General features: G+C 64.6%; 25 protein-coding genes and 1 pseudogene. 9 read left to right on the forward strand and 17 right to left on the reverse strand.

The genetic code is table 11. The features are described 5' to 3' along the window. Positions 1 to 48: 48 nt before the first annotated feature. Together ppk1 and hemB are read right to left on the reverse strand one after the other, a co-directional pair. Positions 49 to 2,268, reverse strand: coding sequence for a polyphosphate kinase 1 (ppk1, locus tag C4K40_RS30265; RefSeq protein ID WP_053133733.1), 2,220 nt, complete (start codon positions 2,266 to 2,268; stop codon positions 49 to 51). Between the two features lie 18 nt (positions 2,269 to 2,286). Beyond that, the gene (hemB, locus tag C4K40_RS30270; protein WP_053133730.1) at positions 2,287 to 3,300 is read right to left on the reverse strand and encodes a porphobilinogen synthase; all 1,014 of its coding nucleotides are present in this window, start codon (positions 3,298 to 3,300) and stop codon (positions 2,287 to 2,289) included. Positions 3,301 to 3,508: 208 nt separating this feature from the next. On the opposite strand from hemB, the gene C4K40_RS30275 reads away from it, so the two are divergent. Both C4K40_RS30275 and elbB read left to right on the forward strand, forming a co-directional pair. Further along, on the forward strand, positions 3,509 to 4,117 hold the full coding sequence (locus C4K40_RS30275; RefSeq protein WP_053133727.1) for a DedA family protein: 609 nt from the start codon (positions 3,509 to 3,511) through the stop codon (positions 4,115 to 4,117). Between the two features lie 219 nt (positions 4,118 to 4,336). After that, positions 4,337 to 5,005, forward strand: a complete 669-nt coding sequence (gene elbB, locus C4K40_RS30280) for an isoprenoid biosynthesis glyoxalase ElbB (RefSeq protein ID WP_022641770.1) — start codon at positions 4,337 to 4,339, stop codon at positions 5,003 to 5,005. 42 nt (positions 5,006 to 5,047) lie between these two features. Here elbB and C4K40_RS30285 read toward each other — a convergent pair whose 3' ends face one another. Together C4K40_RS30285 and C4K40_RS30290 are read right to left on the reverse strand one after the other, a co-directional pair. Beyond that, positions 5,048 to 5,503 (reverse strand): YaiI/YqxD family protein, encoded by a 456-nt coding sequence (locus C4K40_RS30285; protein ID WP_022641771.1) that lies wholly within the window; start codon positions 5,501 to 5,503, stop codon positions 5,048 to 5,050. A gap of 76 nt (positions 5,504 to 5,579) precedes the next feature. Next, the gene (locus C4K40_RS30290) at positions 5,580 to 7,478 is read right to left on the reverse strand and encodes an FTR1 family protein (RefSeq protein ID WP_053133724.1); all 1,899 of its coding nucleotides are present in this window, start codon (positions 7,476 to 7,478) and stop codon (positions 5,580 to 5,582) included. 515 nt (positions 7,479 to 7,993) lie between these two features. Between C4K40_RS30290 and C4K40_RS30295 the strand changes: the two genes are divergently transcribed. From C4K40_RS30295 to C4K40_RS30310, 4 genes are read left to right on the forward strand one after another with little or no spacing between them, the layout of a single operon-like run. Next, positions 7,994 to 9,487 carry a COG3014 family protein gene (locus C4K40_RS30295; RefSeq protein WP_053133721.1) on the forward strand — a complete coding sequence of 498 codons (1,494 nt, stop codon included), beginning with the start codon at positions 7,994 to 7,996 and terminating at the stop codon, positions 9,485 to 9,487. 12 nt (positions 9,488 to 9,499) lie between these two features. After that, complete coding sequence (locus C4K40_RS30300) at positions 9,500 to 9,871, forward strand: YcfL family protein (RefSeq protein WP_022641773.1); 372 nt, start codon at positions 9,500 to 9,502, stop codon at positions 9,869 to 9,871. Positions 9,872 to 9,904: 33 nt separating this feature from the next. Continuing rightward, positions 9,905 to 10,492 carry a penicillin-binding protein activator LpoB gene (lpoB, locus tag C4K40_RS30305; RefSeq protein ID WP_022641774.1) on the forward strand — a complete coding sequence of 196 codons (588 nt, stop codon included), beginning with the start codon at positions 9,905 to 9,907 and terminating at the stop codon, positions 10,490 to 10,492. Positions 10,493 to 10,495: 3 nt separating this feature from the next. Beyond that, entirely contained in the window at positions 10,496 to 11,239 is a 744-nt protein-coding gene (locus C4K40_RS30310; protein ID WP_022641775.1) for a hypothetical protein, read from the forward strand. A 56-nt stretch (positions 11,240 to 11,295) separates the two neighbouring features. Here the strand turns inward: C4K40_RS30310 and C4K40_RS30315 are convergent, their stop codons facing one another. The 3 genes from C4K40_RS30315 to C4K40_RS30325 all read right to left on the reverse strand — a co-directional run bounded on the left by C4K40_RS30315 (position 11,296) and on the right by C4K40_RS30325 (position 14,575). Further along, positions 11,296 to 11,928 (reverse strand): LysE family transporter, encoded by a 633-nt coding sequence (locus C4K40_RS30315; protein ID WP_031320684.1) that lies wholly within the window; start codon positions 11,926 to 11,928, stop codon positions 11,296 to 11,298. Positions 11,929 to 12,083: 155 nt separating this feature from the next. Beyond that, positions 12,084 to 12,665 carry a mechanosensitive ion channel family protein gene (locus tag C4K40_RS30320; RefSeq protein ID WP_022641777.1) on the reverse strand — a complete coding sequence of 194 codons (582 nt, stop codon included), beginning with the start codon at positions 12,663 to 12,665 and terminating at the stop codon, positions 12,084 to 12,086. Beyond that, positions 12,665 to 14,575 (reverse strand): ATP-binding cassette domain-containing protein, encoded by a 1,911-nt coding sequence (locus C4K40_RS30325; protein WP_022641778.1) that lies wholly within the window; start codon positions 14,573 to 14,575, stop codon positions 12,665 to 12,667. Before C4K40_RS30325 ends, C4K40_RS30320 begins: the two co-directional genes overlap by 1 nt. A gap of 50 nt (positions 14,576 to 14,625) precedes the next feature. Between C4K40_RS30325 and C4K40_RS30330 the strand changes: the two genes are divergently transcribed. Further along, on the forward strand, positions 14,626 to 15,084 hold the full coding sequence (locus C4K40_RS30330; RefSeq protein WP_022641779.1) for a TIGR02444 family protein: 459 nt from the start codon (positions 14,626 to 14,628) through the stop codon (positions 15,082 to 15,084). Here C4K40_RS30330 and C4K40_RS30335 read toward each other — a convergent pair. Then, the gene (locus tag C4K40_RS30335; protein WP_053133718.1) at positions 15,081 to 16,166 is read right to left on the reverse strand and encodes an AlgP family protein; all 1,086 of its coding nucleotides are present in this window, start codon (positions 16,164 to 16,166) and stop codon (positions 15,081 to 15,083) included. The two genes, C4K40_RS30330 and C4K40_RS30335, sit on opposite strands and share 4 nt — an antisense overlap. Before the next feature lie 193 nt (positions 16,167 to 16,359). On the opposite strand from C4K40_RS30335, the gene C4K40_RS30340 reads away from it, so the two are divergent. After that, positions 16,360 to 17,025 carry an FKBP-type peptidyl-prolyl cis-trans isomerase gene (locus C4K40_RS30340; RefSeq protein ID WP_022641781.1) on the forward strand — a complete coding sequence of 222 codons (666 nt, stop codon included), beginning with the start codon at positions 16,360 to 16,362 and terminating at the stop codon, positions 17,023 to 17,025. A gap of 60 nt (positions 17,026 to 17,085) precedes the next feature. On the opposite strand, the gene C4K40_RS30345 is transcribed toward C4K40_RS30340, so the two are convergent. The 8 genes and pseudogenes from C4K40_RS30345 to C4K40_RS32345 all read right to left on the reverse strand — a co-directional run. Continuing rightward, on the reverse strand, positions 17,086 to 17,544 hold the full coding sequence (locus C4K40_RS30345) for an Rsd/AlgQ family anti-sigma factor (protein WP_022641784.1): 459 nt from the start codon (positions 17,542 to 17,544) through the stop codon (positions 17,086 to 17,088). 205 nt (positions 17,545 to 17,749) lie between these two features. After that, positions 17,750 to 18,271, reverse strand: coding sequence for a disulfide bond formation protein B (locus C4K40_RS30350; protein WP_022641785.1), 522 nt, complete (start codon positions 18,269 to 18,271; stop codon positions 17,750 to 17,752). Positions 18,272 to 18,433: 162 nt separating this feature from the next. Beyond that, the gene (locus C4K40_RS30355) at positions 18,434 to 19,672 is read right to left on the reverse strand and encodes a heme biosynthesis protein HemY (protein WP_053133715.1); all 1,239 of its coding nucleotides are present in this window, start codon (positions 19,670 to 19,672) and stop codon (positions 18,434 to 18,436) included. After that, a complete protein-coding gene (locus tag C4K40_RS30360) occupies positions 19,669 to 20,808 on the reverse strand; it encodes a uroporphyrinogen-III C-methyltransferase (protein WP_031320685.1) in 1,140 nt (379 codons plus the stop codon). The genes C4K40_RS30355 and C4K40_RS30360 overlap by 4 nt, the downstream gene beginning before the upstream one ends. Before the next feature lie 17 nt (positions 20,809 to 20,825). Further along, positions 20,826 to 21,593, reverse strand: a complete 768-nt coding sequence (locus C4K40_RS30365; protein WP_053133712.1) for a uroporphyrinogen-III synthase — start codon at positions 21,591 to 21,593, stop codon at positions 20,826 to 20,828. After that, positions 21,590 to 22,531, reverse strand: a complete 942-nt coding sequence (gene hemC, locus C4K40_RS30370; protein ID WP_053133711.1) for a hydroxymethylbilane synthase — start codon at positions 22,529 to 22,531, stop codon at positions 21,590 to 21,592. Before hemC ends, C4K40_RS30365 begins: the two co-directional genes overlap by 4 nt. Positions 22,532 to 22,657: 126 nt before the next feature. Further along, complete coding sequence (locus C4K40_RS30375) at positions 22,658 to 23,404, reverse strand: LytTR family DNA-binding domain-containing protein (RefSeq protein ID WP_053133708.1); 747 nt, start codon at positions 23,402 to 23,404, stop codon at positions 22,658 to 22,660. After that, positions 23,401 to 23,809: pseudogene (locus tag C4K40_RS32345) on the reverse strand (sensor histidine kinase); the annotation flags it as partial. The pseudogene C4K40_RS32345 and the gene C4K40_RS30375, both read right to left, overlap by 4 nt. Positions 23,810 to 24,014: 205 nt before the next feature. Between C4K40_RS32345 and argH the strand changes: the two are divergent. Then, positions 24,015 to 25,409 (forward strand): argininosuccinate lyase, encoded by a 1,395-nt coding sequence (gene argH / locus C4K40_RS30390; protein WP_053133705.1) that lies wholly within the window; start codon positions 24,015 to 24,017, stop codon positions 25,407 to 25,409. A 44-nt stretch (positions 25,410 to 25,453) separates the two neighbouring features. Here argH and C4K40_RS30395 read toward each other — a convergent pair whose 3' ends face one another. Beyond that, positions 25,454 to 26,095, reverse strand: a complete 642-nt coding sequence (locus C4K40_RS30395; RefSeq protein ID WP_022641789.1) for a glutathione S-transferase family protein — start codon at positions 26,093 to 26,095, stop codon at positions 25,454 to 25,456. Positions 26,096 to 26,137: the final 42 nt, after the last annotated feature.

Consider the following 26,137-nt stretch of genomic DNA (forward strand, 5'->3'; position numbering starts at 1 on the left):
GCCAGCCCGATCACTCGGGCTGGCCTTTTTCATTGGCGCCGGCTGAACCTAGCGCACCGGCAAGACCGGGCTGCCAAGGCGCTCCAGCAAGGTAGCCTGGGCACTGCGCGGGTTCTGGTTGCCGGTCGGCGTGTTGCGCACATAGCGCCCGTCGGACTGCAGGCTCCAGCTGTGGGTGTTATCGGTGAGATAACTCTCCAGCTCCTTCTTGACCCGCAGGATCAGCTTCTTGCCCTCCACCGGGAAGCAGGTCTCGACCCGCTTGTCGAGGTTGCGCTCCATCCAGTCGGCACTGGACAGGAACATCTGCTCTTCGCCGCCGTTGAGGAAGTAGAACACCCGGGTGTGCTCCAGGAAGCGCCCGATGATCGAGCGCACGTGGATGTTGTGCGACACCCCGGCGATCCCCGGGCGCAGGCAGCACATGCCACGCACCACCAGGTCGATGCGCACGCCGGACTGGCTGGCCTTGTACAGCGCGCGGATGATCTTCGGATCGGTCAGCGAGTTGAACTTGGCGATGATGTGCGCCGGCTTGCCGTCCAGGGCGAACTGGGTCTCCCGGGCGATCATGTCGAGCATGCCCTTCTTCAGGGTGAACGGCGCATGCAAGAGCTTCTTCATGCGCAGGGTCTTGCCCATGCCGATCAGCTGGCTGAACAGCTTGCCGACGTCCTCGCACAAGGCGTCGTCAGAGGTGAGCAGGCTGTAGTCGGTGTAAAGGCGGGCATTGGCCGCGTGGTAGTTACCCGTGCCCAGGTGCGCATAACGCACGATCTCGCCCTGCTCGCGCCGCAGGATCAGCATCATCTTGGCGTGGGTCTTGAAGCCCACCACGCCGTAGATCACCACCGCGCCGGCCGCTTGCAGGCGGCTGGCCATCTGCAGGTTGGACTCCTCGTCGAAGCGCGCGCGCAGTTCGATCACCGCGGTGACCTCCTTGCCGTTGCGCGCCGCATCCACCAGGGCGTCGACGATCTCCGAGTTGGCCCCGGAGCGGTACAGGGTCTGGCGCACCGCCAGCACGTGGGGATCCTTGGCGGCCTGGCGCAGCAGGTCGATCACCGGGGTGAAGGACTCGAAGGGATGCAGCAGCAGGATGTCCTGCTTGCTAATGACGCTGAAGATGTTCTCGCTGTTCTGCAGCAGCTTGGGAATCTGCGGGGTGAACGGCGGGTGCTGCAGCTCCGGATGGCTGTCCAGGCCAGTGATGCTGAACAGGCGCGTGAGGTTCACCGGGCCATTGACCTGGTAGAGCTCGGTCTCGTGCAGGTTGAACTGCTTGAGCAGGTAGTCCGACAGGTGCTTGGGGCAGGTATCGGCCACTTCCAGGCGCACCGCGTCGCCGTAGCGGCGGGAGAACAGCTCGCCGCGCAGGGCACGGGCCAGGTCCTCGACATCCTCGGAATCCAGTGCCAGGTCGGCGTTTCGAGTCAGGCGGAACTGATAGCAGCCTTTTACCTTCATGCCCTGGAACAGGTCATCGGCATGGGCATGGATCATCGACGACAGGAACACATAGTTGTCGCCAGGGCCGCCCACCTCTTCCGGCACCCGGATGATCCGCGGCAACAGGCGCGGGGCCGGGATGATCGCAAGGCCCGAGTCGCGGCCGAAGGCGTCGATGCCTTCCAGCTCGACGATGAAGTTCAGGCTCTTGTTCACCAGCAGCGGGAAGGGGTGCGTCGGGTCCAGGCCGATGGGGGTGATGATCGGCGCGATCTCGTCGCGAAAGTAGCGACGGACCCAGGTCTTGAGCTTGGCGGTCCAGTAGCGACGACGGATGAAGCGGATCTGGTGCTTCTCCAGCTCCGGCAACAGGATGTCGTTGAGGATCGCGTACTGACGATCCACATGACCGTGCACCAGGTCGCTGATGCGTGCCAGCGCCTGGTGCGGTTGCAGGCCGTCGGCGCCAGCCTGTTCACGGGCGAAGGTGATCTGCTTCTTCAGGCCGGCGACCCGGATCTCGAAGAACTCGTCCAGGTTGCTGGAGAAGATCAGCAGGAACTTCAGGCGCTCCAGCAGTGGATAGGACTCGTCCAGCGCCTGCTCCAGCACGCGGATGTTGAACTGCAGTTGCGACAGCTCGCGGTGGATGTACAGGCTGCTGTCGTCCAGGTTGGGGATGACGATGGCCGGCACCGGTTGCGCCTCGGTGGCCGGGGCCGCGGGAACGGGCTCCAGCTCCGGCGGGGTCTCGGCTACTTGTTCGACCACTGGCTGGGCTTCTTTTACGGCAACTTCTGTGAGTCCTTCGGTATTCATCGCGTGTTCCTGGGAGGGCTATTTTTGCTCTCGTAACAATTGAGCAGCACGAACGGCAAAGTAAGTCAGGATGCCATCGGCACCTGCACGTTTAAAAGCAGTCAGGGACTCGAGAACGACCCCCTCGGCCAACCATCCATTCTGGATCGCCGCCATGTGCATGGCGTACTCGCCGCTGACCTGGTAGACGAAGGTCGGCACCTTGAAGGCGTCCTTGACCCGCCAGAGGATGTCCAGATAAAGCATTCCCGGCTTGACCATGACCATGTCCGCGCCTTCGGCCAGGTCCGCCGCCACTTCATGCAGGGCTTCCTCGGCATTGGCCGGGTCCATCTGGTACGAGGCCTTGTCGGCCTTGCCCAGGTTCAGCGCCGACCCCACTGCATCGCGGAAAGGCCCGTAGTAGGCGCTGGCGTACTTGGCCGAATAGGCCATGATCCGCACGTTGACATGACCCGCCAGCTCCAGCGCTTCGCGGATCGCCTGGACACGACCATCCATCATGTCCGAGGGTGCCACCACCTGGGCGCCAGCTTCGGCGTGGGACAAGGCCTGGCGCACCAGGGCATCTACCGTGACGTCGTTCTGCACGTAGCCCTGTGCGTCGAGAATGCCGTCCTGGCCGTGGGTGGTGAACGGGTCCAGGGCGACGTCGGTGATCACCCCGAGGTGCGGGAAGCGTTCGCGCAAGGCACGGGTGGCACGCTGGGCGATGCCATCCGAGTTCCAGGCTTCGGCAGCGTCCAGGGACTTGAGTTCCCCGGGCGTCACCGGGAACAGGGCCAGGGCGGGAATCCCCAGCTCGACCCAGTGCGCCGCCTCTTCCAGCAGCAGGTCGACGCTGAGGCGCTCGACACCCGGCATCGAGGCCACCGCCTCACGGCGATTCTCGCCGTCGAGCACGAACACCGGCAGGATCAGGTCGTCCACGCTCAAGCGATTCTCGCGCACCAGACGTCGGGAAAAGTCATCGCGACGGTTACGCCGCAGACGAGTGGCCGGAAACAGACGATTGGCGGGAGTAAAGCTCACGACGGACTCCATGGCCCGCGCTGGCGGGCGAGCGTGACAGTTATAAGCGGGCATTATGACGAACAGATGACAGTTATGCTCAAGCTGTTGACCGACAGCAACACACATTGTCATTGAGGGGAAATGTTCACGTCGAGACACATTTCGATACTTTCCCCAACGCCGTCGAAGGGGTAGGCTGCGCGTTCATTTCGCCAGCATCCAGACAATGCTCCAACAATTTCTTCAGGATTTCGGCTACTTCGCCCTCTTTCTCGGCACGTTCTTCGAAGGCGAGACCATTCTGGTTCTAGCCGGGTTTCTCGCGTTCCGTGGATACATGGATATCAACCTGGTGATGGTGGTTGCCTTCTTCGGCAGCTATGCCGGTGACCAGCTGTGGTACTTCCTGGGGCGCAAGCATGGCCGCAAGTTGCTGGCGCGCAGGCCGCGCTGGCAGATGATGGGCGACCGGGCACTGGAGCATATTCGCAAGCACCCGGACATCTGGGTGTTGAGCTTCCGCTTCGTCTACGGCCTGCGTACCGTGATGCCGGTGGCCATTGGCCTGTCCGGCTATCCGCCGGGACGCTACCTGCTGCTCAACGGCATTGGCGCGGCGATCTGGGCGGTGGCCCTGGCGCAGGCAGCCTTCCACTTCGGCGCCGTCATGGAAGGCATGCTCGGCAGCATCAAGAAGTACGAGCTGTGGGTCCTGGGCGCCCTGCTGGTCCTGGGCTTCTGCCTGTGGCTGCGGCGGCGTTTCAAGAATGCCCGCCTGGCCAAGCAGATCTACGAAGCCGAACAAGCCGAGCAGCACAACAAGCCGGCCGAGTAAGCGGCCCCTACGCGGCGCCTGGACATGGGCGCCGCGACTCTCGATTCCTCGAACCGCCCTACTCCTCGAACTCCTGAACTCGCGCACCCAACGGTTTTCCAAGACGGTATGGCCGCTGCTCGACGCGCCCGGAAAAATCCCGGCCCGATCGTGATACCCCTCTGCGGCGACTGGTGACAAACTGCCGGACATTTAGCGCGATGAACCTGGAGAAAACCCATGAGCAAAAAAGTTGCAGTGATCCTTTCCGGTTGCGGAGTCTTCGACGGCGCCGAGATCCATGAAAGCGTGATCACCCTGCTGCGCCTCGACCAGCGTGGTGCCCAGGTGCAGTGCTTCGCCCCGGACATCCCGCAGATGCACGTACTCAACCACCTGACCGGGGACACCATGCCCGAGACCCGCAACGTCCTGGTGGAGTCGGCGCGCATCGCCCGCGGCGAGGTCAAGGACCTGCGCGAGGCCAAGGTCGAGGACTTCGACGCGCTGATCGTTCCCGGGGGCTTCGGTGCCGCCAAGAACCTCTCCAGCTTCGCCACCGAAGGCGCGGCCTGCTCGGTCCAGGCCGATGTCCTGGCCCTGGCCGAAGCCTTCGCCGAAGCCGGCAAGCCGGTGGGCCTGATGTGCATCGCCCCGGCCATGGCCGCGAAGATCTATGGCCCCGGCGTGACGTGCACCATCGGCAACGATGTCGACACCGCCGCCGCCCTGGGCAAGATGGGCGCCAACCATGCCGAGTGCGCGGTGGACGAGATCATCGAGGACAAGGCCCGCAAGCTGGTGACCACTCCGGCCTACATGCTGGCGCAGTCCATCAGCCAGGCCGCCGCCGGCATCAACAAGCTGGTGGACCGGGTACTGGAACTGACCCACGAAGGCCAGCAGTAACAACTACGCCAACGGCCGGGGAGCGCATGCTCCCCCGCCGCATCAGCCCTGGCGCGCCAGCCTGGTCAGGATCCGGTCCAGGGCATTGGCGAACGCCTGCTTCTCCCGATCCCCATAGGGCGCTTGCCCACCGCTGACCTGGCCCTGCTCCCGCAAGTCGGTGAACAGGTTGCGTACCGCCAGGCGCTCGCCCATGTTCTGCGCATCGAACTCCTTGCCTCGTGGGTCGAGGGCCGCCACGCCCTTTTTCACCAGCCGGTCGGCCAAGGGCACGTCGCTGCAGATCACCAGCTCGCCGGGCACCGCGTGCTCCACCAGGTAGTCGTCCGCGGCATCCGGACCACTGGGCACCACGATGAGCTTGACGCAGGCGAACGGCGGCTTGATCTGCGGCTGCCCCGCCACCAGCAGCACCTCGAACTGGCGCTTGAGGGCAAAGCGCACCACTTGCTCCTTGGCCGCCTTGGGACAAGCGTCGGCATCGATCCAGACACGCATCGAATCTTCTCCTTACACAATGCAAAACGGGCAAGCCGCTGTAGGAGCGACTTGCCCGCGAGGGTCAGGCCTCGGTTCAGGAGGCCTGCAGGCGGCGCTTCTCGCTCATCCGGCTGCGGCTGTAGAGTACCGCGATCGCCACGATCGCCACGGCCTGGGCCCCCAGCGAGTAGGCGTCGGCATGGATGCCCAGCCAGTCGAAGTCGAAGAACGGCACCGGCCGGGTACCGAAGATCCCTGCTTCCTGCAGCGCCTTGACGCCATGACCGGCGAAGACCACCGACAAGGCGCACAGCAATGCGGCGTTGATGCTGAAGAACAGCGCCAGGGGCAGCTTGGCCGAACCCCGCAGGATCACCCAGGCCAGGCCCACCAGCAGCACCAGGGCGGTGCCGCCACCGGCCAGCACCGCGTTGTGCCCGGCTGGACCGGCCTGCAGCCACAGGGTTTCGTAGAACAGGATCACTTCGAACAGCTCGCGGTAGACCGAGAAGAACGCCAGCACGGCGAACCCGAAGCGACCGCCGCCGCCCACCAGGCTGCTCTTGATGTAGTCCTGCCAGGCCGCAGCGTGCCGGCGGTCGTGCATCCACACCCCGAGCCACAACACCATCACGCTGGCGAACAGCGCGGTGGCGCCTTCCAGCAACTCGCGCTGGGAACCGCTGACATCGATCACATAGGCCGCCAGGGCCCAGGTTCCCAGGCCGGCCAACAGGGCCAGGCCCCAGCCGACGTTGACGCTGCGTACCGCCGACTGCTGGCCGGTGTTGCGCAGGAAGGCGAGGATCGCCGCCAGCACCAGGATGGCTTCCAGACCCTCGCGCAGCAGGATCAGCAAGCCGGAGATGAAGCTCAGGGACCAGCTCAGGCTGTCGCCGCCCAGCAGTTCCGCGGACTCCTTGAGCTTGGCCTTGGCTGCGTCCAGGCGCTGCTCGGCCTGTTCCACCGCCAGCCCATCCTGCAGCGACTGACGGTAGGCCATCAGGGCTTTCTCGGTGTCCTTGCGCACGGCGGCGTCGACGTTGTCCAGGGAGCTTTCCACCAGCTCGAACCCTTCCAGATACGCTGCCACCGAAAGATCGTAGGCCTGCTCACGATCGCCGTTGCGATAGGCCGCGAGGCTCTTGTCCAGGGTCGACGCGGTGTAGTCCAGCAATTGCCCCGGACCGCGCTTGACCTGCGGTGGCTGGGCCCGCTGGGCCCGGAATGTCGCCGCGGCCCGTGCCCCCTGGGCGGCCAGGACCTCGCCCGGGGTCTGCCGGGCCAGGTCCGCCAGATTGAAGTCCTGCTCGCCCTTGGCCGCTGCCGGATCGGCGCTGAAGCCGGCAATGTAGGTCGCCAGGTCCCAACGCTGGCGGTCATCCAGCTGATCGGCGAAGGACGGCATGTCGGTGCCCTCCACTCCCAGTCCCAAGGTGTTGTAGATGGCGTACAGGCTCAGGCGATCCAGGCGCTCGGTATCCCGCAGGTTGGCCGGCGGCGGCGTCATGCCCAGGCCCGCCGGGCCGTCACCGACCCCTTGCTGGCCATGGCATACCGAACAGTGCTGGGCGTACAACGGCGCTCCACGGGAAGGATCCGGGGTGATGACCGGGGCCTGGCTGACCTCGTAGGCCACCGCCAGCCGAGCGCCCATCTGCCGCGCCTGATGCGCGACCTGGCCGCCTTCCACACGGTCGGCGACCGCCTTGCGCAAGCTGGTGATGCCCTGCTCCAACTCGGCCTTCTCCGGCTTGGCCGGCAAGTCGGCGATCAACCCCTGCAAGACCCCGAGAAACTCCACCTGCTCACGGTACTCGGACTCATCGATGACCTTGCCGTCCGCCACCGTGGCCGGGTAGTCCGCGCCGATGTAGTCCAGCAAATGCAAGGCCTTGGGCGCGCCATCGACGGTATCGGCCAGGAGGTTGGAGCTGCAGAACACCAGTACCGGCAGTACCAGCAGCGCCAGTAAACGGGAAGGGGCAGTCATGAATGATTCTCAAAGGGAAATACGAAGTAACATATTGTTCCCTTCCAATCGGTTTCACTCAAGGTTTATCGGCCTTCTGAAACATCTTCAGCCCGCAAGCACTAGCCCTGCGGTTCCTCCTCCGCTGTTGCTTGCGCAGCCTCGCGGCCAGGCCGACGGCACCGGCACAGGTACTCAGCGGGTTAACGCAAATTGTCGGCATCTATTGCCGATCAAGCGTTTCAGCATCGACAAGCTCACGCTTCCTTTGCACTGCCTGCCGCAACAGCCCGCAACTGCGCGTCGAAGATCTCCGCAAGTCGTTGCCCAATACTGGCAATCACCAATCAAGACAACGTTAAAAAGCCATTACAGCGCCAGGTCCGATGTCTATAATGCCGCGCCCTCGTTATCGCGAGTCGCTATTTAAGCTCCTCTTTTAATGAGGAATTGGCAGGTGTCCAGCTTTCCTGCCAGAGGGTTCGTCCAGCCCGACCCGCAGCCAGGCTGTTTCATTCAGGGAAGAAGAAGTACCCATGGCATCCCGCGCCCTCACCACGGTTGCGCTCGGCGCAATCACTTTGCTTGCCGGCTGTTCGGTCTTTCGCAGCTACGACAGCGAACTCCAGGAAACCAACCAGCAGCTGCGCGCCGGCAACCTCGATGCCGCCCTGACCCTGCTGGAAAAGAACAACCAGGGTGAAGACAAGGACCTGCTCTACTACTTCGAAAAGGGTGAACTGCTGCGCGCCAAGGGCGACCTGGCCGGCAGCCAGGCAGCCTGGGGCCACGCCGACCAAGTGGTGGGCAACTGGGAAGACTCGGTCAAGTTCGACAGCGAGAAATACCTGGCCCAGTTCGGTAGTTTCCTGATCAACGACAAGGTCCGCCGCTACGAAGGCTACGACTACGAAAAAGTCATGCTGACCACCCAGATGGCCATGAACCTGCTGGCCAGCAACGACTTCGACGGCGCCCGCATGGCGATCAAGAAGACCCACGAACGCGAGGCGGTGATCGCCGAACTGCGGGACAAGGAATACCTCAAGCGCGAGGACGAAGCCGAGAAGCAAGGAATCAAGACCCAGTACAAGGACCTCCAGGGCTACCCGGTGGCCGCCCTCGACGCCCCGGAAGTGACCAACCTGAAGAACAGCTACCAGAGCGCCTTCAGCCACTACCTGGCGGGCTTCGTCTACGAGGCCCTGGGCGAGAAGGACCTGGCGGCCCCCGGTTACCGCAAGGCCGCCGAGTTGCGCCCCAACACACCGCTGCTGGAACAGGCCCTGCTGAACCTGGACGCCCCGGTGGAGCCGGTACAGGTCGAGGCTCCAGCCAAGGCTTCGGGCAAGAACAAACGCAAGGTCGCGGCCAAGACCCCGGTCCGCCCACCGGCGCCAGCGGCCCTGGCAGAGGATGAAAGCGAAGTGCTGATCGTGGTGCAGAGCGGCCTGGCCCCGGCCCGCGACTCGGTGCGCATCCCCCTGCCCATCCCGATCCACGACAAACTGGTGATCACCCCGCTGTCGTTCCCGGTGATCAAGGCCGACACCTCGACCCAGGCCTTCGCCCAGATCGGCATCGACGGCCGGCAGCAGGACCTGACCCTGCTCAACAGCACCACTGCCATGTCCCGCCGCGCCCTGCGTGACGACATGCCGGGCATCATCCTGCGCACCACCGTGCGCGCCGTGACCCGTGGCGTCGCGCAAAAGAACCTGAACGAGGCCAACCCCCTGGCCGGCCTCGCCGTGGGCCTGGCCTCGGCCATCACCGAAGGTGCCGACACCCGCACCTGGCGCACCCTGCCGGACGCCACCCAGGTGACACGCCTGCGCCTCAAGCAGGGCGAGCACAGGCTCAGCCTGCCCAGCGCCCTGGGCGGTACCCAGGTGCAGGTCAAGGTCGACCAGCGCTACCAGGTGATCGCCCTGCGCGTGGTCGGCAACCAGGTGTTCAGCAGCGGCCTGGCCGCCCACGTCATCCCGAACAACGTCGGCCAGAACATGGCCAGCAACCAACGTCCCTGAGCGGAGCATCCCATGCGCTTGAAACTTCTCGCCGTCGCTGCCCTGGCCCTCCTGGCCGGCTGCGCCACCCCACCACCTCCCGCCCCCGGCAGCGCCGCCAGCAAGGTGGTGGTGATGGGCAAGTTCGACGACATCACCGTCGGTGCGATGCGGGTCGCCCGTGAGAACGGCTTCCTGACGGTCAAGGTGGCGCTGAACAACACCAGCCGCAGCAACAAGGCCATGTACTACCGCTTTGCCTGGCTGGGCGACGACGGCTTCCCGGTCGCCGATGAAGAAAGCTGGAAAGTCTTCAACCTGTACGGCTCCCAGGCCAGCTTCCTGCCGGCCATCGCCCCGGTACCCAAGGCCACCGACTTCCGCCTGGAAGTCAAAACCCAATAAGTCGTCCCTGAACCCGATCAAGAGAGCACTTCCATGTTTGCACGCTTTTCCTTCCTCGCCGTGGCCGCCCTGCTGGCCAGCGGCTGCGCCAACAACTCCCCGGTCCTGGGCGGCAAGAACATCAGCTACGGCGACAGCAAGGCCGTGGAACTGGTGACCAACGAGTTCGGCTCCACCGACCTGCAGATGATCGCCGAATCCATGACCCGCTCCCTGGCCCAGTCCGGCATCCTCCAGGGTCGCCCAGTGGTGCAGGTCTACGACGTGAAGAACAAGACCAGCGAGTACATCGACACCCGCGAGATCACCACGTCGATCAAGACCCAGCTGATGAAGTCCGGCACTGCCCGCTTCGCCAGCGACAACAACGCCATGCAGAGCCAGGTCGACCAGCTCAAGCTGCAGAACCAGAGCGGCCTGTACAAGAAGTCCAGTGTGGCCAAGACCGGCAACATGATCGCCGCCAAGTACCGCCTCGAGGGCTCCATCAGTTCCATCGTCAAGCGCAGCAGCGACTACAAGGACGTCTTCTACAAATTCAGCCTGCAACTGATCGACGTCGAAAGCGGTCTGGCTGAATGGATGGACGAAAAAGAGATCCGCAAGACCACGGAGCGCTAAGCAATGCGTGCATGGATCGGCATCCTGGCCCTGGCCTGCGCATTCGGTGCGCAGGCGGCCCCCAAAGTCGCAGTCATGGACCTGGCCTACCAGGAACGTGTGCAGGAATACATCCACGTGGTCTCGGCCCAGCAGAACTACCGCGAGGGCTACTACAGCGCCAGTGGCTCATCCAGCTACAACGAGCTGGAAGCCAGCACCAGCTACATCGAGGAAGGCGAGCTGCGCAAGTTCACCGGTGACATCAAGGGCGGGATCCTCAAGTCCGGGATGTTCCAGCTGGTGCAGGGCTCGCCCCACACCGAGGCGTCCAAGGCCAACGTCTACGACGTGATCAAGCGCATCAAGGCCGGTAACTTCAAGGGCGCCGACTACGTGCTGTTCGGCACAGTGTCGGATATCGACTTCACCCAGGACATCAACGAGATCGCTGAAACCAACAGCTACTCGGCGATCCTGGGTCTGACCCTGGTGGCGGATTTCAGCCTGATCAACACCCGTACCTTCGAGATCACCTCGGCGTTCACCGCCATGGGCGAAGGCCAGGACACCAAGCTGGTGAACAGCCGCGACATTCGTGTCTCGCTGAACCGTCCACGGGTGGTGCGCGAAGTCTCCAAGGCCCTGGGCGAGGACGTCACCCGGCAGATGGCCGAGCAACTGGGCCGCGGCGGCTACGCGCCCCAGGGCCAGGCGCCGACCCGCAACAACCTGCCGGCAGACACCGCTCCGGTGATCCTGCGCTGAGCAAGCAGGCAATGAAAAAGGCGACCCGCAGGTCGCCTTTTTTATGGCCGGGGCAGCTAGACCGCAGCCTTGCGGATAGTCGCCAACAAGCCCGCCGCGCCCAGGAACAGGCCGGCGAAGGTACGGTTCATGCGCCGCTGCTGGACCGGGGTGCGCAACAGGCGCAGGACCTTGGAAGCCAGCCCGGTATAGCCGGCCATGACGATCAGGTCGACGACGATCATGGTGGCGCCGAGGATCAGGTACTGCTTGAGCAAGGGGGCGTGGGGGTCGATGAACTGCGGCAGTACCGCCAGCATGAACACCAGCGCCTTGGGGTTGCTGATGTTCACCAGGAACCCGCGGAACACCAGGGCCAGGGGCTTGCCGATCGGCCGGATGGCCGCGTCGTCGCTAAGATCGCTGGGTACGGAGCGCCATTGCTTGACCGCCAGGTACACCAGGTAGGCCACGCCGAACCACTTGATGGCATAGAAGGCCGTGGCGGAAGCCGCCAGGATCGCGCCAACACCCGCGGCGACGATGGCGATCTGCATGGCCAGGCCCAGTTGCAGTCCCAGGGCGTTCCAGTAACCACGCCAGAAGCCGTATTGCAGGCCGCAGGACATCGACGCGATCGCGCCGGCTCCCGGAGAAAGACTGATTACCCAACTGGCGGCGAAGAACGCCAGCCATGTCTCAAGCACCATCGCACACCTCGGATCGAATTGGACGTGACTGCCTAAGCTAATCCTCCGATCCGTGGCTGACCATGTTTTTTTATCGGGAAGTGATGCGGGCCTGGCCAAGGGCCGCTGCTGCTCGCGGACTTCGGCAACGGCCACAGCGAACGGGCTATGGCCGGCTACGTCTCGTCGAGCCCCACAGGCAGCACATCAGTGCCACGCCAACGGCGCACCGAGCGCTGGAAGAACAGGCTGTTGGGCACCTGCACCATGGCGCTGCCGGTACCGGCCTCCTCGGGCTCGATCAGGGTGGTGTAGAGCAGGTTGATGGCCACCACCCGGCCCTTGATTCCCGGCTTGTCGAGGGTATCCACCAGCTCCACCACATCGCCCAGGCGAAACGGGCCGACGGTGAAGATCAAAATCGCGCACAGCAGGTTGGAGAGCACGCTCCACATGGCGAAGAACGCCACGGCCGCCACCGCGACGAAACCGGACAGGGCGGTCCACAATACCGTGGCCGATACGCCCAGACGCTCCAGCACGAAGATCACCGCGCTGCCCATGATCAGCCAGCGCAGCCCTCCACGCAGGGGCATCAGCAACTGCGGCGGGAATGGATAGCGCTGGCCCAGGCGGGTCAGGCCACGGGCCACGAAACGTTGGGCCAGGTAGCCCGCCAGGAGGATCAGCAGGATCTGCACGCCAAGCCACAACGGGCCGATCCACTGCGCCGGCAACGGCAGTTGCAGGGTTTCCATCAGGACAACGCCTCCAGCTCCGCCTGCATGCTCTCCAGCAGTTCCAGGGCTTCCATCCAGGCTTCTTCCAGCTCGGATTCGCGGATCTTGAGCTTGGCCTGCTCGGCCAGCAGGTCGCGCAGCTCATCCTTGCGGGCCGCCTCATACAGCTCGCTGTCGCCAAGGCTGGCCTCGATCTGCGCCAGGCGAGCATGGACCTTGCCCAGCTCGGCCTCGAGCTTCTCGGCCTCGCGCTTGTGCGGTGCCAGTTGCTGGCGCAGGGCCGCTGCGGCCTGGCGCTGGGCCTTCTTGTCGGTCTTGTCGGCGTTCACCGGAGCACTGCTGACTGGCGCGCTGCGCAGGCGGTAGTCCACCAGCCAGCGGGCGTAGTCATCCAGGTCGCCGTCGAACTCCTCGACCTTGCCGTCGGCCACCAGCAGGAAATTGTCGGTGGTGCTCTTGAGCAGGTGGCGATCGTGGGAGACCACCAGTACCGCACCGCTGAACTCTTGCAGGGCCATGGTCAGGGCCAGGCGCATCTCCAGGTCCAGGTGGTTGGTCGGTTCGTCGAGCAGCAGCAGGTTGGGGCGATCCCAGGCGATCAGCGCCAGGGCCAGCCGGGCCTTTTCGCCACCGGAGAAATTCAGCACCGGCTCGTCGATACGTGCCCCCCGGAAGTCGAACCCGCCGAGGAAGTCGCGCAGGGTCTGCTCACGCTCGGTGGGTGCCAGGCGCTGCAGGTGCAGCAGCGGGCTGGCCTTAGAATCCAGGGAGTCCAGCTGGTGCTGGGCGAAATAGCCGACCACGGTGTTCTCGCCCCGGGTCAGGCGCCCGGCCAACGGCGCCAGCTCGCCGGAGAGGTTCTTGATCAGGGTCGACTTGCCAGCACCATTGGGGCCCAGCAGGCCGATCCGCGCTCCCGGAGTGAGCTGCAGCTTGACCTTCTCCAACACCGTCTTGTCGCCATAGCCCAGACGAGCATCGGACAGGTCGAGCAGTGGGCTGGAGATCTTCTGCGACTCACGGAACACGAAGTCGAAAGGCGAATCGACGTGGGCCGCCGACAGCTCCTCCATGCGTTCCAGGGCCTTGATCCGGCTCTGGGCCTGGCGGGCCTTGGTGGCCTGGGCCTTGAAGCGGGCGATGTACTTCTCCATGTGCGCACGCTGCGCCTGCTGCTTCTCGTAGGCTTGCTGCTGCTGGGCCAGGCGCTCGGCCCGGGCACGCTCGAAGGCACTGTAGCCACCGCGATAGAGGGTGAGCTTGCGCTGCTCGACATGGGCCACATGGTCGACCACGGCATCGAGGAAATCGCGGTCGTGGGAAATCAGCAGCAAGGTACCGGGATACCCCTTGAGCCAGTCTTCCAGCCAGAGGATCGCGTCCAGGTCCAGGTGGTTGGTGGGCTCGTCGAGCAGCAACAGATCCGATGGGCACATCAGGGCCTGGGCCAGGTTCAGGCGCATCCGCCAGCCCCCGGAGAAATCGCCGACCTGGCGATCCATCTGCTCGTTGGTGAACCCCAGCCCGGCCAGCAGCTTGCGCGCCCGGGCATCGGCGGTATAGCCATCGGCGCTGTCGAGTTCGGCGTGCAGGCGGGCCTGGGCGGCACCGTCCTGGGCCGCTTCGGCGGCGGCCAGGTCGCGCTGCACCTCTCGCAGGCGCAGGTCGCCATCGAGCACATAGTCCACGGCCAGGCGCTCGAGGGTATCGACCTCCTGGCGCATGTGGGCGATGCGCCAATCGGCGGGCAGGAAGCAGTCACCCGAATCCGGATGCAGCTCACCGCGCAGCAAGGCGAACAGGCTGGATTTGCCGGCACCATTGGCACCGATCAGGCCGGCTTTCTGGCCGGCGTGCAGGGTCAGCTCGGCGTCTTCTAGCAGACGTTGCGGACCACGCTGTAAAGTCAGGTTCTGAAGTCGAATCATAATGGCGGCGGAGTCTACCAGCTTCGCTCGCAACTGGCGCGAGTAGCACTATGTCCTCGGACCTGTGGAGTTTTTCCCTCAAGACCTATGCCCTGCCCGGCGTGCAGGAAGCCTGCCTGCGCTTGCAGGACGACGGCGCCGATGTCTGCCTGCTGCTCTGCGGCGCCTGGCTTGGCTGGCGCGGCGTGAAGTGCGATGGCCAGCGCCTGGCGCGGCTCATGGCGCTGGCCGGGCCATGGCAGCGAGACGTGATCCGACCACTGCGGGCGTTGCGCATTGATTGGCGCACGGCGGCAACCACCGATACCGACCTGGGCACACTGCGCGAACAGCTCAAGTCACTGGAACTGGAAGCCGAGCGCCGGTTGCTGTTGCGCTTGCAGGAGCAGGTACGGGACTGGCCCGCAGACCAGGCCGGGAGCCTGGACGACTGGCTGGAAGGACTGGCGGCCGGAGCCACCGACCGCGGCGCACTGCAGGTGCTGAGCGCCGCGGTGGCTAGCGCTTAGGAAGCGCTGGAGGGGGTGCTGGCGGCCGGGGTCGCTGGAGCAGCAGCCGGAGCGCTTGGCGCGGCGGGAGCCGGCGAAGCCGCTGGGGTTGGAGCTGCCGCGGCAGGCTTGGCGGCTGGTGCAGCGGGTTTGGCGGCGGCTGGCTTGGTAGCTGGCTTGGCGGCCGCAGGTTTGGCGGCTGGCTTCTTCGCTGCGGGCTTGGCCGCAGGTTTGGCGGCAGCAGGCTTGGCTGCCGAAGATGCAGCAGGCTTGGCCGCAGCAGTTGGCTTGGCTGCCGGTTTGGCCGCAGCCTTCACTGGCGCCTTGGCCGCAGCAGGTTTGGTAGCGGGCTTGGCTGCAGCTGGCTTGGCAGCGGCAGTCCTGGCCGGTGCGGGCTTGGCTGCCGGTTTGGCAGCGGGCTTGACGGCTGGTTTCGCGGCGGCCTTGGCAGCTGGTTTAGCCGCTGGCTTGGCTGCAGCAGGCTTGGCGGCGACAGGCTTGGCTGCTGGCTTCGCAGCAGGTTTGGCTGCGGCAGTCTTGGCCGATGCTGGTTTGGCAGCGGGTTTTGCTGCCGGCTTGGCGGCAGTTTTCGCAGCAGCCTTGGCAGCCGGTGTGGCTGCTGGTTTCGCGGCGGCCTTGGCGGCAGGTTTAGCCGCTGGCTTGGCGGCAGGCTTTTTCGCGGCGACCACAACTGGCTTGGCATCACGAGTGGTCAGCGCCTTGGCGGCGGCTTCCTTCACCTTGCCAACGCCCTGGGCCAGCTTCAGGCTTTCCTGGGCATCGCGCTTGAGTTGCAGGATGTAGCTGCGGGTTTGTGCCTGACGCTCTTTCAGTGCGTCCAGCAACTCTTCGAGTTCTTGCGCTGCGGCCTTGGCCTTGGCTTGTGCCTTGGCTTTGCCAGCTGCAGCGGCGTCTTGCAGTTTGGTGCGCGACTTGTGCAGTTTTTCCTGGGCCTTGCCTCGTTGTTTCTCCAGCTTGGCGAGCAGTTTTTCAGCATCGGCCAGGGCTTGGGAACAAGCGTTTTCCAAGTGTTCGAGCAAGCTGCCCGACAGCTGTTGGAGCAAGTGCAACGGAGTATTTACAGGCTTCTTATTGGCCGACATGGTTTACCTCCTGGCTGACGTGAGTTGCGGCTCATACTAGACCTCTGCTGTTACCGCCGCTAGGCCATGTTGACAGTATCGAAAGCCGCGCGTTGCAGCCGATCGAAAATGTTCTTCGCCGCCCTGGAAGTTGCCCACCAACGAGCGCTTCGTCGCTGGCATAATCCACCGCTACTCAGGCCGGAGAGTGCCCATGTCGCGTTACCTGTTTTTGTCCTTGAGCCTGTTCTTGCCGTTGGCCCACGCCACCGCCGAACCGCCGCCCGACGACGCCCACGATCTTGCCTACAGCCTCGGTGCGAGCCTCGGCGAACGGCTGCGCGACGAAGTTCCGGACCTGCAGATCCAGGCCCTGGTGGAGGGTTTGAAAGCCGCGTATCGCGGCAAGCCGCTGGCGCTCAAGAACGAGCGCATCGAGCAGATCCTCGCCCAGCACGACGCGCAGATCAGCGAGCAATCGGCCAAGTCGCAGATCGAAGCCGCACTGGAAAACGAACGACGTTTTCTCGACGGGGAAAAGGCCAGGCCCGGGGTTCGCCAGCTGGCGGACGGCATCCTGCTTACTGAGCTGGCTCCCGGCAATGGTACAAAACCCAACCCCAACGGCTCGGTCCAGGTGCGCTACACCGGCCGCCTGCCCGATGGCACCGTGTTCGACGAAGCCCGGCAGCCGCAGTGGTTCCGCCTGGACAGCGTGATCGCCGGCTGGCGCAGCGCCCTGGCGCAGATGCCTACCGGCGCCCGCTGGCGCCTGGTGATTCCATCCAGCCAGGCCTATGGCACCGAAGGCGCCGGCGACCTGATCGCGCCCTACACGCCACTGGTGTTCGAGATCGAGTTGCTGGCTGTCGCCGGCTGAAACCCGGAAACGAAAACGGCACGCCTTGGCGTGCCGCTTCATGTACCGGCGGACCGGCTCTCAGGCCTGGGCCACCGTCTCCTGCTTGTGAGCGTTGTGCAGTACTTCGATCAGGCAATCTTCAAGCTCGAAGCGCTCGTGCAGCAGGCCACCCAGCTCCTTGAATTTTTGCGCCACGCACTGTCCGGCGTCGCACAGGTCGTTGAAGGCCAGGAGCTTCTCGGTGATCACGTCGATGCGCGGGTAGAGGGTGTCGGCCAGCTCCAGACCGCGCTTATCACCAAAGGCCTTGGCTTCGCTGGTCAGCTGTTCGTAGATTTCAAAATGTCCGGCGGAGACATAATCCACCAGGATTCCGCAGAACTCTTGCAGGGGTTTCTTGCTCTTGCTCAGCGCCTCGGGTTCGGCGCCCAGCACATCATAGGCTCGAACCAGTTCATGACGCGCCTGCAACCAGCGGTCGATCAGCAGATGAACTCCACCCCAACGTTCCTGAGCATTCTGACAACTTTCGAGCATGGTGATCTCTCTTCCCTCAAGGGTCATGCCATTGACCGCCGTCCCCCATGGAGACCCTGGATCAGGTCAGGCGCAACAGCATCGAGCAAGCGAATTAGAGTGACAGGTGCGGGCCAGATTATGCCCGCACGACAACAGCTTCAAGGTACGCAGGAGATAAAGTTCATACAAGCGTTTAATCCGCTGTCCCCCGCCAAACACTGACTCAGGGCAACGCCGCAGCCTGGCGCGCGGCCCGTAGCGAGCGTTGCAGGCGATAACCGCTCAAGGTCAGGACCAGCAGGAAAAACAGCAGGCTCCACTCCGGCAGGCTCATGTCGAGCAGGGTCCAGGAAACCTCTGCGCAGTCCGCGGTCCCCATGAAGACCAATTGCAGCGCTTGCCACCAAGATAGGTGGCGCAGCATGAATGGCATATCCGGCAGACACGCCAGCAATTGCTCGGAAGGAATATTCTGCAGCAGTACATGGCGCCCTGCGGTGATCACCCCCAACACTCCCAGCAGCAGGTTCAGCCCCCAGTACAAAGGGCGCCCCCAACGCATGGGCCCCTGCAGCGCAGCCAGCAGGTTGGTGCCAGCGAGCAGCAGCATCAGCCCGCGCTGCACGCCCCACAGCGGGCACGACTCCAGGCCACCTCCGGCTTGCAGGTTGAAGGCCGCCCACGAGGCAAAAGCCCCCACCAGAAACACCAGGGAGAACAGCGAGCGAGAGCCGGCCAGCGACATGGGATATCCGCAACGGAAGAAACAGGCAGCCACGGTAGAGAAAGCGCTCGCTCCTTTCAAGGAGCGCCAAGCCATGTCCGCTCGAAGACCGATCGGCTGTGGCTGGGCAAGCGGGGTGTAAAAAGGCCGGTTGCCCGCGACAGGCAACCGGCCCAAGTTGCATCAGGCCCGTGCCGGGACCGGCAAGGGAGCGGCCAACAGGCGCTCGTCCAGTAATCCCAGGCCCTCCTGGAACAGCTGGTTGCTGCGCTCGGTATCTCCCAGCTGTGCCAGCAGGCGGGCGAGTTCGGCGCAGGCTTCGGGATTGCGCTCCAGGCGCAGGCTGCTCTCCAGGTAGTCGCGGGCCTTGCCCCAGAGGCTGTTCTGCAAGCTCAGGCGGCCCAGGGTCAGCAGCAGCCCCGGATCATCCGCATGTTCCTTGAGCCAGTGCTCGGCCGTTTGCAACTGACGCGCAGGATCGCTGCCACGCACCAGGCCATACAGCCGCGCCAGGTGGCTTTCATACTTGCGCTTGATCGCCGTGCGCAGCGTCTCCTCGGCTTCGGCCCCGGCACCCAGCTGGCGCAACTGTTCGGCATAGGCCAACACCAGTTGTGGCTCCTGACGTTGGGCGGCGGTCAATTGCTGCCAGGAGCGGTTGAGCGACTGCAAGGACGTGGCCTGGTCTTCTTCACGGCGCGCGGCCAGTCCCAGGTTCTCGCCCCAGGCGCGGCGCTCCAGCTCCTGCAACTCGCTGGCCGGCAAGGCCTTGCCTTTGCGCAGCTCCGGCAACAGGCGGATCAGCGCCGGCCAGTCGCCACGCTGTTGGTGCAGGCGCTGCAGTTGACGCAAGACCTGGACGCTATGGGGATGGCGCTCATGCATGGCTTGCAGGGTGGTCAGCGCACCTTCGGTGTCGCCCCGGTCGGTCTGCAATTGGGCGTGGCTCAGGGCAACGGCCAATTCAGCCTGGGGCTGGCGGGTGAGCGCCCGCTCCAGCAGGCTATCGCACTCTTCGTAGTGGCCTTGCTCGTTGGCCGCCCGGGCCGCGCCGAGGTAATACAACAGCGGTTGGCGCTCGGCCTCTGCGGCACGGTGCAGGTGCTTCTGGGCGCTGGCCCAGCGTCCTTCGGCAAGGTCCATCTGGCCTTGCTCGATGGCGATCTGCACCCGGCGGCTGCGATTGCGGCGCGACCAGGGGTTGACCACACCGCCGGAAACCATCACCAGCTCAACCAGCAGCTTGATGCCCCAGATCACCAGCCACACCAACGCCACCAGGGCCAGGGTCGCCCACAAGCTCGATTCATAGCGGAAGTTGCTGTAGGCGATCAGCACGTAGCCCGGGTGTTCGGCAATGGCCAATCCCAGCAGGCCGATCGCGGCGATCAGCAGCAGGACGATCACATAGGCGCGCTTCATGGGCTGGTCTCCCGGGCGGTGTTCGCCGCAGGCTTGGCCAGGGGCTTGACCGACTCCTCGACGCTGAGGCTACGCCGTTCCAGGTAGGCCTGGACCGTGCTCAGGGTCTTGGCCAGGTCCGGGGTGACCACGGTCACCGGCTGTTTGCCCAGTTCGGCCAGGCGCTCGAGCATGATCTTGCTCTGCGGATTGTCCTGGTTGAAGTTGCCGGTCAGCACGTCACGAGCTTCGGTCAGGGCCTGGGTGTAGACCGCCGCCTGGCCGTTGAGCGCCGCCCATTGCGCCTGCTCCAGCGCGAGGCTGAGGGCCAGGCGTACCTGGGTCAGGCCCTGGCCGGCCAGCAGCGGACGGATGTTCTTGTCGGCATTGAAATCGATGCGGAAGTAGCGGGAAACCTGGTCCCACCACTGCGCCCAACGGCTGGCGCCGTCGCCGTCGGCGGTGAGTCCCAACAGCGAATCGCCCCGGTCCTTGTATTCCGGCGCCACGGCGCTGAGTTCCAGTACCTGGTCACGCAGGGCGCCCAATTGCAGGAACAGGCCCGTACGATCCGGCTGCTCGGTGCTGCGCAAGGCTGCCAGGCTCTTGGCCAGTTGCTCGCGAGCGGCGAAGGCGCCCGGGTCGTTCTGCTCGCGCAGGATATCGTCGGCACCCTGGACCAGGGCCTGGGCACTGCTGATGTCCTGCAGGGCCGACAAGCGCAGGCTGGCCAGGCGCAACAGGTGCTCGGCCTCGGCCAGGCGCCAGTCCTTGCGACTGGCGCCGAGCACTGTCTCCAGGCGCTGGCTCAGGCGCTGCTGGTCGCCTTGCAATTGCGTTACCAGGCGACGGCGGTCTTCCAGCTCATCGGCCGCGGGCAGTTGTTCCAGTCGCGAGCTCAGGCGCTGCTCACTGAGCTTGAAGCTCTGGGCCTGGTCGCCCAGTGCCTGCAATTGGCTCAACTGTTGTTGGTTGTTGGTCTGCAGGTTGCGCACCTGCCAGACTCCCCAGCCACCAACAGCGACCCCTGCCGCCCCCAGCAGCAGGGCCAGTATCGCCAACCCGTTGCCACGACGCTCAACGGTTGGGGTCGTGGGTTGCGCCGGCGTCTCGGGCACCGGCTGGAGTTCATCTTTAGGCAAGGCTGTTTCGCTCACGTATCCATCCTTTGCGTTTAGAGAACGGGCACGGGATGCTCCCGTAACGCCGTTAGCAAAGCCGCGGCACTGGCGCCGCGGCAATCCACAACTATTTCCGCCCCGGCGGCGCGCGCCATCTCGGCGACCCGAGGGCTTGGAACAAACAACGGCATCTTCGCCAACTGCGGCCAGGCCTGGCCAGCCAACTGCTGCAGGTGACTGAAACCCTGTCCACTGCTGACCACCAGCCCGTTCAAGCGTTCCCCCTGGATCCGCCGCAGCAGCACATCCTCGGCATAGTGCGGCAGGCAACGGCGGTAGAGTTCCAGATAATCGACACTAGCACCTTGACTGCGCAAGCGCTCGGAGAGCAGTTCGCGACCACCCTCGCCCCGCACGATCAACACCCTGGATTCTGGCTGGCCGATAGCCTCGCGCAACTGGGGAAGTTCAAGCAAGGCCTCGCTGTCGTCACCGGCCTGGGGATAGAACACCGGCAGCCCGGCATCCGCGAGGATCTGGCCGGTGCCGGCCCCCACGCAGAACCAGCCCTGGGCCGGAGGCTGCGGCCAATACTGGCGCAGCAGCTCAAGACCGAGGTTGGCTGCCGGCTTGCTGACCACGATCACCGCGCAGTAACGATCCAGCTCGAGCAGGATCGAACGCTGTGCCTGGGTCACGGGCAAGGGCTGGATCTCCAGCAACGGCAGGCTGGCGCTGGCCACTCCGGCCTCGGCCAAGATCGCCGCCAGTGCAGCGCAATCCTCGGCCGGCCGGGTCAGCAGCAGGCGCCAACCGGTCACTCCTGGCCCGCCTCGCCATAGACCGCGCGCAGGATATCGCCAGCGCCCTGGGCCAGCAGGTCGTCAGCCACTTGCACACCCAACTCGGCCGCACTGGCTCGCGGAGCCCGGGCCTCGGCGCTGAGCAACACACCACCGCTGGGCTCGCCCACCAGGCCACGCAGCCAGAGCTGGTCGCCTTCGAGCACGGCGTAGCAGGCGATCGGCACCTGGCAGCCACCATTCAAGTGCTTATTCAACGCCCGCTCGGCGGTCACCCGGCTGGCGGTGTCGGCATGGTGCAGGGGCGCCAGCAGCGCATGGATCTCGCTGTCGGCGCTACGGCACTCGATACCGACCGCGCCCTGGCCACCGGCGGGCAGGCTGTCTTCGACGCTGATGGAGGAACGGATACGGTCTTCGAAGCCCAGGCGGATCAGGCCCGCAGCGGCCAGGATGATCGCGTCGTACTCGCCGGCATCCAGCTTGGCCAGACGGGTATTGACGTTGCCCCGCAGGAAGCGGATCTGCAGGTCAGGGCGACGGGCCAGCAACTGGGCCTGGCGGCGCAGGCTGGAAGTACCGACCACGCTGCCGGCCGGCAACTGCTCGAGGCTGGCGTAGGTATTGGAGACGAATGCATCGCGCGGGTCTTCACGTTCGCAGATGCAGAACAGGCCCAGGCCTTCGGGAAAGTCCATGGGCACGTCTTTCATCGAGTGCACGGCGATATCGGCCTGGTTCTCCAGCAGGGCGGTCTCCAGCTCCTTGACGAACAGGCCCTTGCCGCCGATTTTCGACAGTGGCGAGTCCAGCAGCTTGTCGCCACGGCTGACCATGGGCACCAGGGTCACGACAAGACCTGGATGGGTCTCCTGCAGGCGGGCTTTGACGTATTCGGCCTGCCACAAGGCCAAGGCACTTTTGCGGGTAGCGATGCGGATTTCGCGAGAGGACATGGATCAATCCGTACTGAATAAATACGGCAGATGATAACAGCTCAGCCAAAGCAGCTTTGACTTGTATCAGGAACCTGGTGCCCTCTCGCTGCCAAGCTTCCTTGCTGGCAGGCTCCGTCCACCGCCCTAGAGCTGTTGCATCATCTTGCGCACGCCAGCCACATGACGCCGGCTGACGATCAGCGCATCACCATTGAGCCCCTTGAGGTACAGCTGGAAGTGCCCCAAGGGCGTTCGTTGCAAGCGTTCGATACGCTCGCGGGCCACCAGGGCATTGCGGTGGATACGCACGAAGCGCTCGCCGAACTCGTCTTCAAGGGCCTTGAGCGGTTCATCCAGCAACACTTCGCCGCTCTCGTGGCGCAAGGTCACGTACTTGTGGTCAGCAATGAAATACACCACCTGGCCCAGGGGAATCAGCTCGATGCCCTTGCGGGTACGGGCGCTGATATGGCTTCGCGGGCCGCTGCCGGTTTCCGCTGCAGGCCGGGTCAGGGCAGCCAGCTGCACGCGGGTGGGTTTCTCGGCCTTCTTCAAGGCTTCCAGCAACAGCTCGGGGCGCACCGGCTTGACCAGGTGGACCACGCTGCTGTCATTGAAAGCCTCGAGGGCGAATTCATCCGGAGCCGCGCAGAACACCAGCGCCGGAGGCGTTTCGCGCTCGCACAACTTGCCGGCGACCTGCAGGCCGTCCAGGCCTGGCATCCGCACATCGAGCAGGACGATATCCGGCTTCAGGCTGTCGATCAGGCTCAATGCCTCTTCGCCATTGGTGGCGCTGGGCTCCAGGACACTGTATCCCTCGAGCTCGCCGACCATACGGCTCAGGCGCTCGCGGGCTTGGGGTTCGTCATCAACGATCAGGACATTCATATTGCGCTGGATTCCTGCGTGAGTCTCGCACAAGGATAGCGTAGACAGGTGGAGTGACGTCCGTCACGGCGATCCACGCTAAGACTAGTGCGAAGGCCAAAAAGTGCCGCAAGTCGGGCACCAATATTTACCCGTACCTGCCCGATGCCGCGTCGGGCCGCTGGATGCGCGACAAGGTCGCAGGGAATGCTGGAACTCAACACTAAGCCCCCCTCGTTTATGGCCGGCGCCCAACCTGGCCGCACTCGTCTCGTTTCGTGGACGGGTTGCATGGCCCTGCGCGGTTATGAACTCGATGGCCGGCCACCGCGGCGCCCCACAGGGATGCCAGACGATTGCGCCGTGCCTCTTGTCCAACTGTAGACGGTTGCCAAGACGATATTGCTCAATCGATAAATATCGTTTGATCGATATCACCTTCGGCACTCAGGCAACCGACCTCGTCCAGGCGCGCCGGTTCCAGTCTCCGCACCGCCCGGGCCGGCGGCAAGCGGTCCCGGGGTCGCAGGTAAAAAGCTGCCGACCAGTGCCAGCGACAGCCCGGGCAACCCTGCTATCATCGGCGCCTGTTTTTTATGCCATCTTCCTTCAGCAGATCACGAGCGAATTCATGAGCACTGACAAGACCAATCAGTCCTGGGGCGGCCGCTTCAGTGAACCCGTCGACGCCTTCGTCGCCCGCTTCACCGCCTCTGTCAATTTCGACCAGCGCCTGTATCGCCACGACATCATGGGCTCGATCGCCCACGCCACGATGCTGGCCAAGGTCGGCGTGCTCACCGACGCCGAGCGCGACAGCATCATCGACGGGCTGAAGACCATCCAGGGCGAGATCGAGGCCGGCAGCTTCGACTGGCGCGTGGACCTGGAAGACGTGCACATGAACATCGAGGCGCGCCTGACCGACCGCATCGGCATCACCGGCAAGAAGCTGCACACCGGCCGTAGCCGCAACGACCAGGTGGCCACCGATATCCGCCTGTGGCTGCGCGACGAGATCGACCTGATCCTGGGCGAGATCACCCGCCTGCAGAAAGGCCTGCTGGAGCTGGCCGAGCGCGAAGCCGACAGCATCATGCCCGGCTTCACCCACCTGCAGACCGCCCAGCCGGTGACCTTCGGCCACCACATGCTGGCCTGGTTCGAAATGCTCAGCCGTGACTACGAGCGCCTGGTGGACTGCCGCAAGCGCACCAACCGCATGCCCCTGGGCAGCGCCGCGCTGGCTGGCACCACCTACCCGATCGATCGCGAGCTGACCTGCCAGTTGCTGGGCTTCGAGGCCGTGGGCGGCAACTCCCTGGACAGCGTGTCGGACCGTGACTTCGCCATCGAATTCTGCGCCGCCGCCAGCGTGGCAATGATGCACCTGTCGCGCTTCTCCGAGGAGCTGGTGTTGTGGACCAGCGCCCAGTTCCAGTTCATCGACCTGCCCGATCGCTTCTGCACCGGCAGCTCGATCATGCCGCAGAAGAAGAACCCCGACGTGCCGGAACTGGTGCGCGGCAAGAGCGGCCGGGTGTTCGGCGCGCTGATGGGCCTGCTGACCCTGATGAAGGGCCAGCCCCTGGCCTACAACAAGGACAACCAGGAAGACAAGGAACCGCTGTTCGACGCCGCCGACACCCTGCGCGACTCGCTGCGGGCCTTCGCCGACATGATCCCGGCCATCAAGCCCAAGCACGCCATCATGCGCGAAGCGGCGCTGCGTGGTTTCTCCACCGCCACCGACCTCGCCGACTACCTGGTGCGTCGTGGCCTGCCGTTCCGTGACTGCCACGAAATCGTCGGCCATGCGGTGAAATACGGCGTGGACACCGGCAAGGACCTGGCCGAGATGAGCCTGGAGGAACTGCGCCAGTTCAGCGACCAGATCGACCAGGACGTGTTCGCCGTGCTGACCCTGGAAGGCTCGGTCAACGCCCGCAACCACATCGGCGGCACCGCACCGGCCCAGGTCCGCGCCGCCGTGGCTCGCGGCCAGGCCCTGCTGGGCAGCCGCTAAGCCCCACCCGTGCCGCCCTGGCCAGCGCCCGGGCGGGCACGCCTTCAGCCTCTTCGCGCGGTCATCAGCGCAGCCTTGTCGGCGGCGATGCGCCGAGCGTGGGGGCGTTGCTCAAGGCGCTGCAACAGCGCCCTGGCCTCGGGCATCCGGGCCAGGAAATCGATCCCGAACAGCTTGTCCCCAACCACCAGGGCAAGGCTCACGCTGTACTGGAAATACAGATCGGCGATGCTCAAGTCGCTGCCCGCCACGTAAGGATCGAACCGGGCATGGCGCTGTAACGCGGCGAACCCCTGCAGCAGCTCGATCCCGGCCTTCTCCTTGATCGCCTCGGGCACGCTCACGCCAAAGAACGCTTCGGGAAAACAGGCGCGGGCCGGCAATTCGATGTACAGCTCGATTTCCCGGGCCAGCGAAAGCACCCTGGCCCGCTCGAAAGGCTCCTTCGGCACCAGCGCAGGTTCGGGCCTGACCTGCTCCAGATAATCGAGGATCACGCTGGTCTCGCTGATGAAACCCTGCTCCACCTCCAGCACCGGCACCTTGCCCCGGGGGCTGATGGCCAGGGCCTCGGGACTCTGTCCGGCGTAGAACAGCACCTCTTCGAAGGGCAGGCCCTTTTCCAGCAGCGCCAACTTGACCATGTTGTAGTAGTTGCTGATGGCGAACCCATAAAGCTTGAACATTCCATTGCCTCCAGGCCGCGCGGGGTCGGCTGTTTCATAGAA

It is taken from the genome of Pseudomonas sp. CMR5c (genome assembly GCF_003850545.1).
In the GTDB taxonomy this organism is placed as follows: Bacteria; Pseudomonadota; Gammaproteobacteria; order Pseudomonadales; family Pseudomonadaceae; genus Aquipseudomonas; species Aquipseudomonas piscis.

Bases quoted from the DNA above. Each gene is read 5' to 3' on its own strand.
- ppk1 (WP_053133733.1), bottom strand. From the start codon at position 2,268: ATGAATACCGAAGGACTCACAGAAGTTGCCGTAAAAGAAGCCCAGCCA.
- C4K40_RS30275 (WP_053133727.1), top strand. From the start codon at position 3,509: ATGCTCCAACAATTTCTTCAGGATTTCGGCTACTTCGCCCTCTTTCTC.
- elbB (WP_022641770.1), top strand. From the start codon at position 4,337: ATGAGCAAAAAAGTTGCAGTGATCCTTTCCGGTTGCGGAGTCTTCGAC.
- C4K40_RS30285 (WP_022641771.1), bottom strand. From the start codon at position 5,503: ATGCGTGTCTGGATCGATGCCGACGCTTGTCCCAAGGCGGCCAAGGAG.
- C4K40_RS30290 (WP_053133724.1), bottom strand. From the start codon at position 7,478: ATGACTGCCCCTTCCCGTTTACTGGCGCTGCTGGTACTGCCGGTACTG.
- C4K40_RS30295 (WP_053133721.1), top strand. From the start codon at position 7,994: ATGGCATCCCGCGCCCTCACCACGGTTGCGCTCGGCGCAATCACTTTG.
- C4K40_RS30300 (WP_022641773.1), top strand. From the start codon at position 9,500: ATGCGCTTGAAACTTCTCGCCGTCGCTGCCCTGGCCCTCCTGGCCGGC.
- lpoB (WP_022641774.1), top strand. From the start codon at position 9,905: ATGTTTGCACGCTTTTCCTTCCTCGCCGTGGCCGCCCTGCTGGCCAGC.
- C4K40_RS30310 (WP_022641775.1), top strand. From the start codon at position 10,496: ATGCGTGCATGGATCGGCATCCTGGCCCTGGCCTGCGCATTCGGTGCG.
- C4K40_RS30315 (WP_031320684.1), bottom strand. From the start codon at position 11,928: ATGGTGCTTGAGACATGGCTGGCGTTCTTCGCCGCCAGTTGGGTAATC.
- C4K40_RS30320 (WP_022641777.1), bottom strand. From the start codon at position 12,665: ATGGAAACCCTGCAACTGCCGTTGCCGGCGCAGTGGATCGGCCCGTTG.
- C4K40_RS30325 (WP_022641778.1), bottom strand. From the start codon at position 14,575: ATGATTCGACTTCAGAACCTGACTTTACAGCGTGGTCCGCAACGTCTG.
- C4K40_RS30330 (WP_022641779.1), top strand. From the start codon at position 14,626: ATGTCCTCGGACCTGTGGAGTTTTTCCCTCAAGACCTATGCCCTGCCC.
- C4K40_RS30335 (WP_053133718.1), bottom strand. From the start codon at position 16,166: ATGTCGGCCAATAAGAAGCCTGTAAATACTCCGTTGCACTTGCTCCAA.
- C4K40_RS30340 (WP_022641781.1), top strand. From the start codon at position 16,360: ATGTCGCGTTACCTGTTTTTGTCCTTGAGCCTGTTCTTGCCGTTGGCC.
- C4K40_RS30345 (WP_022641784.1), bottom strand. From the start codon at position 17,544: ATGCTCGAAAGTTGTCAGAATGCTCAGGAACGTTGGGGTGGAGTTCAT.
- C4K40_RS30350 (WP_022641785.1), bottom strand. From the start codon at position 18,271: ATGTCGCTGGCCGGCTCTCGCTCGCTGTTCTCCCTGGTGTTTCTGGTG.
- C4K40_RS30355 (WP_053133715.1), bottom strand. From the start codon at position 19,672: ATGAAGCGCGCCTATGTGATCGTCCTGCTGCTGATCGCCGCGATCGGC.
- hemC (WP_053133711.1), bottom strand. From the start codon at position 22,531: ATGTCCTCTCGCGAAATCCGCATCGCTACCCGCAAAAGTGCCTTGGCC.
- C4K40_RS30375 (WP_053133708.1), bottom strand. From the start codon at position 23,404: ATGAATGTCCTGATCGTTGATGACGAACCCCAAGCCCGCGAGCGCCTG.
- argH (WP_053133705.1), top strand. From the start codon at position 24,015: ATGAGCACTGACAAGACCAATCAGTCCTGGGGCGGCCGCTTCAGTGAA.
- C4K40_RS30395 (WP_022641789.1), bottom strand. From the start codon at position 26,095: ATGTTCAAGCTTTATGGGTTCGCCATCAGCAACTACTACAACATGGTC.